At 46.2% G+C, this 13,498-nt stretch carries 14 protein-coding genes; 7 read left to right on the top strand and 7 right to left on the bottom strand.

What is annotated here, in order from left to right:
• Positions 1 to 53: 53 nt before the first annotated feature.
• The 5 genes from AC1S8V_RS12850 to AC1S8V_RS12830 all read right to left on the bottom strand — a co-directional run bounded on the left by AC1S8V_RS12850 (position 54) and on the right by AC1S8V_RS12830 (position 3,338).
• On the bottom strand, positions 54 to 965 hold the full coding sequence (locus AC1S8V_RS12850; protein WP_482073904.1) for a hypothetical protein: 912 nt from the start codon (positions 963 to 965) through the stop codon (positions 54 to 56).
• An 80-nt stretch (positions 966 to 1,045) separates the two neighbouring features.
• On the bottom strand, positions 1,046 to 1,786 hold the full coding sequence (locus tag AC1S8V_RS12845) for a polysaccharide deacetylase family protein (protein ID WP_482073903.1): 741 nt from the start codon (positions 1,784 to 1,786) through the stop codon (positions 1,046 to 1,048).
• Between the two features lie 415 nt (positions 1,787 to 2,201).
• Positions 2,202 to 2,705, bottom strand: coding sequence for a ferritin (locus AC1S8V_RS12840; RefSeq protein WP_145318150.1), 504 nt, complete (start codon positions 2,703 to 2,705; stop codon positions 2,202 to 2,204).
• Between the two features lie 156 nt (positions 2,706 to 2,861).
• A complete protein-coding gene (locus AC1S8V_RS12835; RefSeq protein ID WP_017688846.1) occupies positions 2,862 to 2,981 on the bottom strand; it encodes a hypothetical protein in 120 nt (39 codons plus the stop codon).
• Between the two features lie 99 nt (positions 2,982 to 3,080).
• Positions 3,081 to 3,338: a YolD-like family protein gene (locus AC1S8V_RS12830; RefSeq protein ID WP_482073902.1), complete on the bottom strand. Its 258-nt coding sequence runs from the start codon at positions 3,336 to 3,338 to the stop codon at positions 3,081 to 3,083.
• A gap of 358 nt (positions 3,339 to 3,696) precedes the next feature.
• Between AC1S8V_RS12830 and AC1S8V_RS12825 the strand changes: the two genes are divergently transcribed.
• Positions 3,697 to 4,836, top strand: coding sequence for a GGDEF domain-containing protein (locus AC1S8V_RS12825; RefSeq protein ID WP_482073901.1), 1,140 nt, complete (start codon positions 3,697 to 3,699; stop codon positions 4,834 to 4,836).
• Positions 4,837 to 4,938: 102 nt separating this feature from the next.
• Here the strand turns inward: AC1S8V_RS12825 and AC1S8V_RS12820 are convergent, their stop codons facing one another.
• Together AC1S8V_RS12820 and AC1S8V_RS12815 are read right to left on the bottom strand one after the other, a co-directional pair.
• Complete coding sequence (locus tag AC1S8V_RS12820; RefSeq protein ID WP_482073900.1) at positions 4,939 to 5,460, bottom strand: hypothetical protein; 522 nt, start codon at positions 5,458 to 5,460, stop codon at positions 4,939 to 4,941.
• Between the two features lie 71 nt (positions 5,461 to 5,531).
• Positions 5,532 to 7,172, bottom strand: coding sequence for a PDC sensor domain-containing protein (locus AC1S8V_RS12815; RefSeq protein WP_482073899.1), 1,641 nt, complete (start codon positions 7,170 to 7,172; stop codon positions 5,532 to 5,534).
• A 299-nt stretch (positions 7,173 to 7,471) separates the two neighbouring features.
• Between AC1S8V_RS12815 and AC1S8V_RS12810 the strand changes: the two genes are divergently transcribed.
• Genes AC1S8V_RS12810 through mnhG form a run of 6 tightly spaced genes read left to right on the top strand, consistent with a single transcriptional unit; the run spans position 7,472 to position 13,380 of the window.
• The gene (locus AC1S8V_RS12810; RefSeq protein WP_482074469.1) at positions 7,472 to 10,426 is read left to right on the top strand and encodes a Na+/H+ antiporter subunit A; all 2,955 of its coding nucleotides are present in this window, start codon (positions 7,472 to 7,474) and stop codon (positions 10,424 to 10,426) included.
• Position 10,427: 1 nt separating this feature from the next.
• A complete protein-coding gene (locus AC1S8V_RS12805) occupies positions 10,428 to 10,766 on the top strand; it encodes a Na(+)/H(+) antiporter subunit C (RefSeq protein WP_062834059.1) in 339 nt (112 codons plus the stop codon).
• On the top strand, positions 10,759 to 12,237 hold the full coding sequence (locus AC1S8V_RS12800; RefSeq protein ID WP_482073898.1) for a Na+/H+ antiporter subunit D: 1,479 nt from the start codon (positions 10,759 to 10,761) through the stop codon (positions 12,235 to 12,237). The genes AC1S8V_RS12805 and AC1S8V_RS12800 overlap by 8 nt, the downstream gene beginning before the upstream one ends.
• A 6-nt stretch (positions 12,238 to 12,243) precedes the next feature.
• Entirely contained in the window at positions 12,244 to 12,720 is a 477-nt protein-coding gene (locus tag AC1S8V_RS12795; protein ID WP_482073897.1) for a Na+/H+ antiporter subunit E, read from the top strand.
• The gene (locus AC1S8V_RS12790; protein WP_017688855.1) at positions 12,720 to 13,004 is read left to right on the top strand and encodes a Na(+)/H(+) antiporter subunit F1; all 285 of its coding nucleotides are present in this window, start codon (positions 12,720 to 12,722) and stop codon (positions 13,002 to 13,004) included. Before AC1S8V_RS12795 ends, AC1S8V_RS12790 begins: the two co-directional genes overlap by 1 nt.
• Positions 12,988 to 13,380 (top strand): monovalent cation/H(+) antiporter subunit G, encoded by a 393-nt coding sequence (gene mnhG / locus AC1S8V_RS12785; protein WP_169481694.1) that lies wholly within the window; start codon positions 12,988 to 12,990, stop codon positions 13,378 to 13,380. The genes AC1S8V_RS12790 and mnhG overlap by 17 nt, the downstream gene beginning before the upstream one ends.
• Positions 13,381 to 13,498: the final 118 nt, after the last annotated feature.

Genomic DNA, 13,498 nt, shown 5'->3' with positions numbered 1-13,498 from the left:
TATTACAACAATCCAGCATTCATCTTGTACATTACAGAATATTAGTGAAGCGCTCAAGATTTTATAGATACTGCCGTACCAAGGGCTTCCAATGGTACTTGATTGGTCTTAAGCTGGTGAATTTTATTACCGTCTTGCCAAGAGATCGTTACATGAACAGACTTTCCGCCACTTGGATATTCCATCTTGATATACCCTTTATCTTTCGGTACAGGCAATGTATGTGATTCCAGATATTCCACCATTTTTTTCGCAATACCCGGATTATTCATTTCATCTTCGGAAATCGAACGAATCTGTAACGTCCATCTTCCTTCTTGCCAAGTCAGATATTGACTACCAGCCGCACCTTCACTCATACCTTTAATACCATGTCCCAGATCCACAGCCATATTGTTTGGAATATCTTTCAGGTTCGTCTCTGGGAATATTTCTGACTGATCGGGGTCCTTATAGGTCTTCACTTCATAGGAAGCCAGTACAGGTACCTTGCTGCCAGATCCAGTTAACGATGCATCATTAATGGCAACAGACTTAGCCGTAGCGTAGAAGTTTACTTTAAACGCATCAGCAGTATTGGAAGGTAGTGCCGCACCCAAATATGTGCCCTTCTCTAACGTAAAGGATGTGGGTAAAGATGCATTCTTCATTGTCAACTGATTACGAATTTGCTGAATTACCTCATTCACACCTGACTGACCAGTGGCAGCCTGGTTGTCATTCGCCTTCGATCCTGATGTTTCTTGACCATCCGTTGTGGTCGTGTTCTCTTGGGTTCCCGCTTTATTTTCATTAGAGAAATCAGCACCACCGCTTCCGGTCTGGGTCTGTTCGCCCACTGTCGTCGCTGGAGAAGAACCATTCTCTGATGATTCAGTACTCGAATCCGGTCCACCACACCCTGCAAGAGCGAGTATAACGGCTGTCGTTACCGGAATGGTGATCCATAAAGGTTGTTTCTTCATGATGTGTACCTCCTTCGTTGTGAGTTGTATCAAATGTGTAATTCGGATCCATCTATTATCTGATCCACAGATTGAAGAGATTAACGCTTGTCGTTCCAGAAGTTGACCGGTTGCACTTTCTTGCTTAATACTTCAAAACGATACCCTTCTGCCTTCAATGTTTTCAATACTTGTGGCAGGACCTTCAACGTCGCTTCCTGGTCGTGCATAAGCACAACAGGCGTTGTTCCGCTCTTTTGCACATTGTGGATCTGCTTCATTACACTGTTATAGACTTTCTGGTGATCCTTCTTGTATTTCCAGTCTTCCGAATCCACATTCCAATCCCACAGATGGAATCCACCCTGACCGAGCAGTACATTACGGAACGCCGGCTTGAGGTATGGTTTACTGCCGTATGGCGTCCGAACGAGACTTGTTTTAACTCCGGCAACCTTGTTCAGACTTACATTGGCTTGTTGCATTTCTTTCAGTCCGCTATATGCAGATTTATAGAATTTGCCTGGAACATGAGTCACACCATGCAAACCCAATCCATGCCCGTCAGCTACGATTCGTTTGGTAGCCTTCTGAAAATGCTCCATTTGAGGACCCAGCATGAAGAACGTTGCCTTCGCATGATATTGATCCAGAATATCGAGTAACTGACCCGTGTGAGCGGTTGGCCCATCGTCAAAAGTCAGGTATATGATTTTGGAACTCGCTTTGCTTGCGGTATCCTTCGATGTAGGTGATTTTGCAGATACGGACTGCGGCAGTAATAGTGGAATGATAAGTAAAATAGCAAGTGCGGTCATGATCGATTTGCGAATGTGTAACATAATTAGAAGTCTCCCTTGTGTGTTATATTTCCCCGGGTGTCCATGTTTTTCTACCTTCGTCCCTTGGCGATAATCCTAATACTATCAAAGAAAGAGGAACTTGTTCTCGCTTCAAAGGCTACGTTAGAGTTACACTTTTGTCAGATAAACCTATAATTTAATACGGATTTGATAGATTTGCGCAAAAAAAGATCCCGCCAGGATAGATCAATTGTGACATATCCTCTATTACCCACATTCAGGATTATGATAGACTTTTGCTCCAATTCAAGCTATTCAATACAATAATTAAATATCTATGCATGCAAAAAAACCTGCACAAGTGCAGGCTTCTTCGTCTTCAATCAGCATATGGCATCATGCTGTATGTAAATGGTCTTCTATCGCTGGAATCTTCTAGACTCTCCAGCGTTAGTTATTCTGCAGGAGCAACGAAAGAACGTTTGCCGAACTCGGCATCCAGCATGTAGAAAGCATTGCTGTCTTTTTCGATGCGGCGCAGCTTCTGAATAATGTTGTCGAACAACGCTTCCTCTTCAACCTGCTCATCAATGAACCATTTCAGGAAATACATCGTCGCATGCTCACGTTCATTCAAAGCGATGTCAGCCAGATTATAGAATTTTTTCGTGTTCTGCTGCTCATGAGCATAACCATGCTCAAATACATCCAGCATCGAAGCATATTCATTCTTCGGTTCTGGCAGAGCCGCAAGTGTGGCACGTTGTCCACGATCATTCAGGAATTTGTATATTTTCATGCCATGGAATCGTTCCTCTTCCGCCTGTACGATGAAGAAGTTCGCGAATCCATCCAGACTTTTGCTGGAACAATATGCTGCCATAGCCAGATATACATGAGCTGAATAAAACTCGAAGTTCATCTGTTCATTTAAAGATTCTGTTAACTCTTTACTCATAATCAAAACACCTCTTTCTTTCTCTAGGGATGGTTATATTCTAACATAACGTCAGCAGGACTTACACCGATTTTCTACAATATTCGCCAATGACTGAACAAACAAAAAAGCTCTGCCGCGATGGCAGAGCTTCTTTCATTCTTTAGAGATATACAATTATACCAAGAACGCTTTGGAGATGATAACCAACAGGATGAACAGAACCAGAATGGCACCTACAGAAGTGAAACCTCCGTATCCGTAGCCTCTTGTTTCTCCACCTAATACTTCGCTCATTGACCGTACCTCCTCTGCAACAGGTATGGGTTATCTTATGCAGGAAGAACGACTTTGACAGGGCGGATGCCCTAATTAATCAAATGCTGTTTATTTCGTTCAGTACCGTGGAGATTGTATTCGCATGATATCCAGAAAAGGTACCTTTGCCGTGAACTCTTCTTCTGTATACTCTACATGCACAAGTCGTGTACGAGAGTCCATTTTGACAATGACTCCTTGCACCTGATCTTCTTTGCCCCATACCGTCAACAGTACTTCCGAACGTTCACGAAAGGCTTCAACCAGCTGATTTCCCAACTCTTCAAGTTCAAACTCATCCCGTGTAGGTCTTTTTGCTACTTTTGCTTTTGCCAATGCGGCTGCCTCCTCTACTCCGACGTCCCGATTCCACGGGTTGATTGCCGAGTTCGTATTCAATTAGTATACCATTCATTTACGTTCGTGTAATGTCATGGCATCAAAGATTGAGCAAATTCCTCAGATCTGATATCTCCAATCGTGCTACACCCTATTCTTCACCATATTCCACAGTGATGCTGTACTCATTCGATCGGGACTCTCCTGTTACAAAAGAGATGCTCCTCTGTAATATAATGTAAGCTTAGTTCTCATGCTACGAATATAATGATTTGCGTTTTGTTCATTGTGAATTATAATCATCATATACGAGAGTCATTCTGTCGTAACATTATGATGCAGTCAGCGGTGATCTATGAAGAGTTTCCATGCACACAATAGCCACATTCCAACAGAATACGAATTCAAACATTCCAAATGGATCAAAAAAATGCTTGATGCCTACTGGATTGTCATTATTGCACATTTAGCCATTCAGATTGGCTGTTTCCTGTTTCTGGAGTATGATCGCACGCCTGCAGACTTCATGATAAATGTCCTGTTTTGGCCTACTGCGATCAGCAGTGTTTGTATTTTGATGGCGAGTTGGGTTGATCGTCGTTTTAGTTCATTTTCCTTCTATGCCATGTCTGTAGCCAGTACAGTTATCGCCTGGACAATTATTCATGTCAATTATGACATTCGGATTATATTAGCAATATGCCTGTTACCCATCTTCGCTTCGGTGCTGTTCTTCAGTAAAAAGAGGGTCTGGATGGTCTTCCTGATGCAGATGACCGCTTACCTTCTCGTTTTGTTCGATCCGGTCTACCGATTGTACCTGTCTACGTTTGACACGGTATCCATTCCGGCTTTTCTTATCATCAGTACTTATGTAGCACAAATTATTGTAACCAGCGGAGTTGAAATACTGGACGATCTTCAGGCAAGCATGCTTGCCAAGCAGGATCTGATTGTGCGAAATGCCATTATGACCAAGCAGTCCAAAACAGACGGTTTAACCAACCTTTATAATCAAACCTCATTCAAGGATTATTACGAAAAAGCATTTGAGTACGCCAACAGTGGCATGAGTCTGCATCTGGCTCTGATCGATATTGATGACTTCAAATCCATTAATGATACGTATGGTCATCGGGTTGGAGACATCATTCTGGAGAAAGTGTCCCTGATCATTCAGGAAACCATTACCTCAAGTGATATTGCAGCACGGTACGGGGGCGAAGAGTTCGCCTTATTGATGTTTGAGCAATCTTTCAAGCAGGCCTATGTCTTGGTGGAACAGATTCGTCAGAAGATTGCCCTGATGGGCCATCTGGAACTTGAAGGAGCTTCCATCACGGTGAGTATCGGTCTCAAAAGCTACAGTCCTAATCTAACCAAAGACAAATTGTTCGAGGAAGTGGATGCCTGTCTGTATGCCGCCAAACGAACAGGTAAAAATAAAACCGTAACATCACTTGATCTGACTTCGTCCTTCGTAGAGAAAACATAAATAAAAAAGTTGTGCTGTACACCGGAATTCCGGTTTGTACAACTCAACTTTTTTTGGTTTGCATATGATCAGCGGGCCAATCTTCTTCCTAGTTCTATATTTTCATTCCGCCCATTCCCAGCGATGACGATTTTGCTCCAGCCTAGGATGAAGATCGCCTGATGGTCCGTCAATGATGAGACGCAGCTCTTTGATCCAATCCTTAAAGGAATCGAATGAAGCGAACAGATTTGCCATCTCGGTTGTCATATACAGAAAATGAGGAGCCGGGTATTCCGCAGTGATATGGCGCAGCGCGCTATCCACAGGCGTATATTTCTTTCTTTTGCCCTCCAGTCCCTCCACACGTATGCGTAAGGTTGGATGTTCCCGCCGCCAATCATGCAAGCGGTCTTCTCTTTTGTAATATGCCTGAACCGGATTCCGGCTCATCCGCTTATATGTGCTCTCGTGTAATGGATACAGCACGAGTTGTACGAATGAACGAGTATCTACCGTTGCAGCGGCTCGTTCAAGTTGTTCATCGGTCACATGTTCAAACGAGTCATAAAACGTCAACGTCCCTTTACGGCTGGCCGCAGGTGGCTCAAACCCGTAAGGTACGGATGCATATTTTCCAGACATTTCACCCCTCCTTGTCTATACGCAGATTCGTACAAAGGTGTTAGGAATAACTAAGCTAATGCTATTATACGCTAACTCCCCTGCTTCAACTCGGAATAAAATGTCATTCTATTTTTGCCAGCACGTTTCGATTCGTACAAAGCTTCGTCCGCCATCCGGATAATCTCACTTGGGTTGCCGCTGTTGGTCGGATATTCAGCCCCTCCGATGCTACATCCAATCTGAATTCGCTCGTATTCAATAATAAACGGCTTGTTCAAGCTTTGAATAATCGCTTCTGCATAAGCGCTGGCTTCCTCCCTCGGATGACTTCCAACAGAGCGAAGTACAATCAGGAACTCATCACCACCCAAGCGAACAGTTATGCCCTTCTCCTGACCAAGAGAGGACAGGCGCTGGGCGACTTTCTGTAACAGTACATCTCCAACCTGATGTCCAAGCGTATCATTGACACGTTTGAATCCATCCAGATCCAGATAGAGAAACGTCAAGATATGATTTTCACTTTCGGTCTCCAAAGAATCTTCCAGATACGCTTCAAGTGCAGTACGATTCGGCAACCCAGTCAACTGATCGAAATGTGCCAGATTCTGCATCACGACCAGCTCCGAGTCTTTATTCATAAGAGAGGTCACCATATCCCGAAGGGATCGGGACAACACTTCGATCTCCTTAATCCCTTTATTCTCGGGAATCTCAAGAGCGTCTCCTACTCGCAGTCGATTGGCTACTCTGGTGAGACGCACAATTGGGGCAGAGATCAGACGAGAAACAAACCAGCCAATAAGTGCAAATAACATGGTAACAGCAAGCCCTGCCCACACATTAAACCACATCAGATCAAATACGGAAGCTAATGCAGTAGACTTGACTTGACGAATGACTACGGTCCATCCTAATCCGGGATAATCCAGGTGACCTTGGCTGTAGGCATACCCTGTGACATAGTCATTCCCATCGGGCCATTTTTCAATGGACCAACTGCTTTTGTTACGCTGAGCCTCTGCGATACCGGGTAACATCAGCGGTTTACCGATCCATTCCCTGGGCCCCAGCAGTACCGTATGTTCATTTTTGCTCACGATAAAGAACTCAATGTCCTTTTCCTCCCGCTTGAGCGGAGCAAGCACTGATTCCTCGACTTCCTTTGCCCAGGCCCAGCTTAAATGTGCAGCGAGCACACCTTGAATATGACCTTTGCTATCCTTCAACGGAAAACTGATATCGACGAATTGCAGCGGCTCCCCCGTTGGATTCGGAAGCAGCTTGGCAAGAAGTACTGCATTATGCACATCTCCAATAAATTCACCCTTAATTCCCTCCTGATACACAGGTCTCTCCGATAAATTTTCACCAATCAAGATCCCATCCGTCGCCGCTAAAACTTTTCCCTTCGGGTCCATGAATCCAACCCAAGAGAAAGAGGGAAAGCTATCTTGTAACTGATCCAGCAACATCTGAATCTCCGCAGGTCTGAATCCATCTTCCAGCGCTGCCATTCGGCCCAGCAGGTCCAGCTCGCCGGCGCGAGCGGACATGAACCGATCCAGCTTGTTCGATGCCTGTGAGGCCGTGCCTGTAAGCGAGTGACCAATCTCTGTCTCTACAGCAACGAATGACTTTTGGCTGAAAATAGACCCAATCGTCAGGGTAACCAGCAAGGATAAAACAGCGAAGATGACAGTAAGCACAGTTCTGATTTTGAATGACATTATTTCCTCCATTACACGGTGAAACCATCTTGCTTCTCAACATAACTATGCTGCAAAGGATACACGGAATGTCACCTAATCGTTTTCATCTTTATCGGAATTTATATGTTTTTTTATTATACATACCCATACAATATGATACTGAAATCTTCACCGAGTTTCTTCCATCCAAAGAATAGACACGATTCTGTATATACATACTTGGGTTATGAATATAGAGAGCAAGCATATCCTTCAAGGATCATGCGCCTGTAGTCCCACAGAGAGAAGTCGAAATACTAAACATTGGGGGTGTAATGTTGAGCCTGCTTCATGTTGCTGTTATTCTGCCTTTTGCCGCTGGCATTCTTCTTGCCATGCTGCATCGTTTCTTCCGTAAAAACCATCTGGGATGGCCGGTTCTCCTTGTCCCGGCACTATTATTTGCATACTTTGCGAGTCTCATACCCGCTGTGTCACAGCGCAATACCGTATCCGGAAATATCCCATGGATTCCATCACTGGACATTGGATTTAACTTATATCTGGACGGTCTAAGCCTGATGCTGACACTGCTAATCACCGGAATCGGTGTCCTGGTTGTTCTCTACTCCATCTTTTACATGGATATGAAAGAAGCTCTGAACCGCTTCTACCTGTATCTATTGATGTTTATGGGAGCCATGCTAGGTGTGGTACTGTCTGATAACATGATCGTGCTATATGGATTCTGGGAATTGACCAGTATTACGTCATTCCTGTTGATTGCATATAACTACAAACGCGAAGCCTCAACTTCAGGGGCACAGAAATCTTTAATGATCACGGTATTTGGCGGATTCGCCATGCTCACCGGATTCATGATGATGTATCTCATTACGGGAACATTCAGCATTCGCGGAACCATTGCGGGATTGGGACAGTTCCAGGAGAGCATGCTCTTCCTGCCCGCACTTGTCTTGATTTTGATTGGAGCTTTCACCAAGTCAGCTCAATTCCCATTCCATATCTGGTTGCCGGATGCCATGGAAGCTCCAACACCTGTAAGTGCTTATCTGCACTCGGCCACCATGGTTAAAGCCGGACTGTATGTTGTTGCTCGATTCACACCGATCTTTGGTGGACAGGGACTCTGGTTCTGGCTCGTTACCGGTGTTGGCCTTCTCACCTTGTGTTATGGATCATTTCTGGCGGTGAAAAAAATCGATCTCAAAGCGATTCTTGCCTATTCCACCATCTCTCAGCTTGGTCTGATTATGTCCCTGTTCGGGGTTGGATCTGCTGCTCTCTACTTCGGATATGGCGAGTCCTCTGCCATGTACACCGTGGCGACGACCGCTGCACTGCTACATCTGTTTAATCATGCGACTTTCAAGGCCGCCCTATTCATGGTCGTAGGTATTGTCGATCATCAGAACGGTACGCGTGACATTCGACAGCTCGGTGGACTTGCTTCATTCATGCCCGTAACGTTCACCGTAGCACTGATTGGCTCACTTGCCATGGCTGGTATTCCACCGTTCAACGGATTCCTAAGCAAGGAGCTATTCTTCCAAGCCATGGTCGAGGTCGCGCATCTGCGAATCTTTGGACTTGGATCCTGGAGTGTTCTACTGCCGGTATTCGCTTGGCTTGCAAGTGTGTTTACCCTGATCTATGCACTTATTATCGTGTTCAAAACATTCCTCGGTCGTAGCCAAAGCGAGATCCCTGCCAAGAAGTTGCACGAAGCGCCCGCCGGTATGCTCATTCCGCCCGTTGTTCTCGGTGTTCTTGTCATCGTCTTTGGACTCTTTCCGAACCTGTTGGCCGGATCACTGATTGAACCGGCAATGGCCGCTGTGCTTCCTTCCCTACTGAATGGGAACGAACGCTTCGATGTACATTTCTCCCTGTGGCATGGATGGACTCCGGAACTGATTATGACGATCGGAGTCGTGATTCTGGGAATCACTCTCTACAAGCTGTTGCCACGATGGAGGAATATTTATGAGCATTATCCACAAGGATTAACCATTAACAATATGTACCATGTCGTGCTGGATAATCTTCAGCATTATGCACGCAAATGGACGGAAGCCTATATGAATGGCTCCGTTCGTAGTTATCTTGTGTATATTTTCTCATTCACGGTCGCGTTGCTAGTCTATGCCTTCTTCCGTTCAGGCGAAAATATTACATGGAATCTGCAGGGCAATGCGCCCTACTCATTCTATGAGGTTGTACTGTTAGTCACACTCATTGGTGCCGCAGTTTCGATTCCTTTTGCCAAGAACAGACTATCGGCAGTCATTATGACAGGAGCAGTTGGTTACCTTGTAACTCTGCTGTTCGTACTCTTCCGGGCGCCGGATCTGGCGTTGACGCAGATGATTGTTGAGACGGTATCCGTTGCGCTGTTCCTGCTCTGCTTCTACCATTTGCCAGAACTGCAACGAGGCAAATCGAGCCGCAGTTATCTCACGGTAAATATGATCGTAGCGATCGCAGTAGGTGTCGTGATGACTTTTGTTGCACTGGCTGCAAGCGGAACAGCATCACTCGACAGCATATCTACTTTCTTCCTTCAGGAAGCCTATAATTCGGCCGGTGGTAAAAATGTCGTGAACGTGTTATTAGTAGATTTCCGTGGCTTCGATACGTTATTGGAGATTATGGTGCTGGGCGTTGCTTCATTGTCCATCTATTCCATGATTAATCTGAACCTCGAAGCGAAGGATCTCGGAGCCCGATTAAAGTTCCCCAAGAAGGACAAAACTCAGGATTCCGAGCCTGATCTGGATGATGAAACGGACAATACGAAAAAGTATGGTAACCGCGAACGCAGCTCATCCTCGTGGGACACCGTCCCTTTGCAAAGTAATGATGTATTGCTGCAAACGACCACCAAGGTCGTTGTGTTCATTATTCTAACGTTCGCCATGCATCTGTTCTTCGCAGGACACCACAATCCGGGCGGAGGCTTCATCGGCGGCTTGGTAACAGCGGCAGCGCTCGTATTGATTGCCCTGGCATTCAGCACTGATACGATACGTAAAGCGTTACCCGTTGACTTCCGTATTCTAACAGGAATCGGCTTGGGTATAGCCCTACTGACGGGCGCGGGTTCATTTATACTCGGAGTCCCGTTCCTCAGCCAAACCTTCGGCTATTTCGAACTTCCTTTGCTGGGAGAGACCGAACTCGCCACGGCCATGCTGTTCGATCTTGGCGTGTATCTCGCCGTCCTGGGTGTCACCATGACCATCATTCTACAGATCGGGGAGGATCGTTGATATGGAAATATTGATGTGTGTGGCCGTTGGCATTCTGTTTGCGGTTGCCGTCTTTTTAATCTTGTCGCGGAGCCTGCTCCGCATCGTTCTTGGCATGTCCATACTGACCCATGGCGTGCATCTGTTGTTGATCACCATGTCACGTCTCAAAACCGGGTCACCACCGCTGCTTGGGGAGATGGCTGAACGCTATGTCGACCCTCTTCCTCAGGCATTGATATTAACATCGATTGTTATTAATTTCGGGCTCACTGCATTCTTCTTCGTTCTCTCCTATCGTTCCTATCTGAAGCTGAGAACAGACGATATGGAAGAAGTAAGGGGGCGCCCATATGAATAATCTCGTGGTTCTGCCGATTCTCTTGCCATTGATTACAGGTGTTCTGGCCCTTCTGTTTTTCCGGAAAACGAACATCCAGCGGATCATTAGTGTCATCGGACTTTTGTTCACCGCAGCGGTCTCAACGATACTTATAACGCGAGTAGCTCAAAGCGGAGTTCTAACGCTGAATATGGGAGGATGGGCACCTCCATATGGTATTGTGCTTGTTGCGGACATGGTCTCGGCGTTGCTCGTTGTTGCCGCTTCTATCATTGCGCTGGCCTGTCTGCTGTATGCGTTCCGCAGTGTGAACAAGGAACGGGAAGAGCATCACTTCTATCCGTTCTTTCATTTCCTGATCGCCGGAGTTAACGGTTCATTCCTAACCGGAGATTTGTTCAATTTGTTCGTCAGCTTTGAACTGATGCTCATCTCTTCCTATGCACTGATCGTATTGGGAGGTACGGAAAGACAGCTTCGAGAAACGATCAAATATGTCTTGATTAACATCGTTTCTTCAGCACTATTTGTCGCTTCCATCGGTTTCCTCTACTCCATTACTGGCACACTGAACATGGCAGATTTGTCTGTAAAAATTGCTGAAGTGGGACAGAGCGGGGTCATTACCCTGATTGCCGTACTCTTCCTGATCGTATTTAGCATCAAGGCCGGACTGTTCCTGTTCTTCTGGTTATCCGGCTCTTATGCTGCACCACCCGCTGTCGTCACTGCGCTGTTCGCAGGGTTGTTGACCAAGGTTGGCCTGTACGCCATTGTGCGAACATTCACACTAATCTTCTATCATGATCCGGATTTCTTCCATGCACTGATCGGATGGATGGCTGGTGCAACGATGGTCCTTGGTGTCATCGGTGCGATCTCATACCGCGACGTGAACAAGATTCTCATCTACAACGTGGTCGCAGGTGTAGGCTTTGTCGCTTTTGGTATGGCCTCGGCCAGTCGTCCTGCCCTGGAAGGTCTGCTCTTCTATATGCTGCATGATATGTTGATTAAAACCTTGCTCTTCCTGCTCGGCGGCGCCTTGATTGCTGTTGCCGGGACATCCAAACTCGATAATATGGGTGGACTGATCCACCGCTATCCGCTGCTCGGCTGGATGTTCTTCATTAGCGCACTTGCCTTGGCAGGCTTGCCGCCATTCAGTGGTTTTCCAGGCAAGTTGCTTCTCTTCGAAGGCGGCTTGCAGGCAGGCTTGTATGGCCTTACCGGCATTGCCGTACTGTCCAGCTTGCTGATGTTATATTCGGTACTGCGAATCTTCATACAGGCTTTCTGGGGCGAACCACCTGCAGGGGTTGCTAGCCGTCCTTACGCGGTGAACGGCTTGCTGATCCCTGCCGGAATTCTGTTTGTATTCATCATCGTAATGGGTGTGGGGGCCGAAGGCATGTTCCAATTGACCTCCCGCGCAGGCGATATTCTACTGCATCCCCATATTTATATTGATGCCGTATTGAAGGAGTAGATGTCTATGGCCTTTCAGATTGTACTGAATCTTATCATTGCCTTTGTATGGATGTTTCTGAACAATGCCTGGAATGGTGTTGGTTTTCTCACAGGTTACCTGCTCGGTCTGCTTCTCATCGGGGGGATGCGCAGATTCTTCCCCCAGCGCTTCTACATTGTGCGAGTCTGGGCCATCTTCAAACTGATGATACTGCTATTCAAGGAACTGATGCGGGCCAGCGTTGATGTTATTCGCCAGATCATCAAGCCCGAGCTTGATATAAGGCCAGGTATTTTCACGTATAAGACTCAATTGTCATCGGATTGGGAGGTCACCCTGCTCTGTCTGCTCATCTCATTGACACCAGGTACTCTGCCACTTGAGATTTCAGGTAACCAACGCAAACTTTTTATTCACGCCCTGGATATCAAGGATGAACAAAAAATGAGAGATGATATCCAAAACACATTCGAAAAAGCAATTATGGAGGTGACACGTTAATGTTATCCTCACTGTTGTTTATCTCGTTGCTTATTCTCTCCTTAGCCATTCTGGGTTGCTTGTACAGAGTGCTCCGGGGACCATCTATGGCTGACCGGATCACGGCACTGGATACCATCGGCATCAATGTAATTGCCATCGTTGCCGTTCTGTCGATGATGCTGCAGACCCAAGCCTATCTGGATATCATCTTGCTAATTGGCATTCTGGCTTTTCTAAGTACGGTGGCATTTGCACGTTATATTGAACGGGGGGCGGTATTCAAAAATGATGGAGATCGTTAATGTAGCTGCTGAAACAGCTATAGGTCTACTTGTACTGCTCGGTGCACTACTCAGTGCACTCAGTGCATTCGGACTTATTCGTCTGCCTGATGTATATCTTCGTGCCCATGCCGCAACCAAAAGTATGACGCTTGGTGTGTTCTGTGTACTAAGCGCTACATTTTTCTTCTTTTGGTACTTCGACAACTATATCAGTGCCCGCTTGTTGTTAGGTATCCTGTTTGTATTCATTACGGCTCCAGTCGCCGGACATCTGAATGGTCGGGCTGCCTATCGCACAGATGTACCGCTGTGGGAGCAGAGCGTTCAAGATGAACTGGAACCCTTGTTAAAGGGTAAAAAGGTGAACCATGAAGCCAAGGACATGATGGAGTAATCCTAGGCCTATGCATAAATACCCCCGAGGATCAACCGCTCGTTTCGCGGTATGTCCCGGGGGTATTTGTTATTTTTCATACACGGGGATCATTTCAAACACTGATTATGCAGACAAA

The sequence above is a fragment of the Paenibacillus sp. B46(2026) genome (assembly GCF_056786355.1).
The sequence above is the reverse complement of the archived record's forward strand: the minus strand, read 5'-3'. Positions and strand labels throughout refer to the sequence as shown.

What these genes read in the sequence shown, in the direction of transcription:
- AC1S8V_RS12840 (WP_145318150.1), bottom strand. Translation starts at nt 2,705, where the DNA reads ATGAGTAAAGAGTTAACAGAATCTTTAAATGAACAGATGAACTTCGAG.
- AC1S8V_RS12805 (WP_062834059.1), top strand. Translation starts at nt 10,428, where the DNA reads ATGGAAATATTGATGTGTGTGGCCGTTGGCATTCTGTTTGCGGTTGCC.
- AC1S8V_RS12850 (WP_482073904.1), bottom strand. Translation starts at nt 965, where the DNA reads ATGAAGAAACAACCTTTATGGATCACCATTCCGGTAACGACAGCCGTT.
- AC1S8V_RS12825 (WP_482073901.1), top strand. Translation starts at nt 3,697, where the DNA reads ATGAAGAGTTTCCATGCACACAATAGCCACATTCCAACAGAATACGAA.
- AC1S8V_RS12815 (WP_482073899.1), bottom strand. Translation starts at nt 7,172, where the DNA reads ATGTCATTCAAAATCAGAACTGTGCTTACTGTCATCTTCGCTGTTTTA.
- AC1S8V_RS12845 (WP_482073903.1), bottom strand. Translation starts at nt 1,786, where the DNA reads ATGTTACACATTCGCAAATCGATCATGACCGCACTTGCTATTTTACTT.
- AC1S8V_RS12835 (WP_017688846.1), bottom strand. Translation starts at nt 2,981, where the DNA reads ATGAGCGAAGTATTAGGTGGAGAAACAAGAGGCTACGGATACGGAGGT.
- AC1S8V_RS12800 (WP_482073898.1), top strand. Translation starts at nt 10,759, where the DNA reads ATGAATAATCTCGTGGTTCTGCCGATTCTCTTGCCATTGATTACAGGT.
- mnhG (WP_169481694.1), top strand. Translation starts at nt 12,988, where the DNA reads ATGATGGAGATCGTTAATGTAGCTGCTGAAACAGCTATAGGTCTACTT.
- AC1S8V_RS12820 (WP_482073900.1), bottom strand. Translation starts at nt 5,460, where the DNA reads ATGTCTGGAAAATATGCATCCGTACCTTACGGGTTTGAGCCACCTGCG.
- AC1S8V_RS12790 (WP_017688855.1), top strand. Translation starts at nt 12,720, where the DNA reads ATGTTATCCTCACTGTTGTTTATCTCGTTGCTTATTCTCTCCTTAGCC.
- AC1S8V_RS12795 (WP_482073897.1), top strand. Translation starts at nt 12,244, where the DNA reads ATGGCCTTTCAGATTGTACTGAATCTTATCATTGCCTTTGTATGGATG.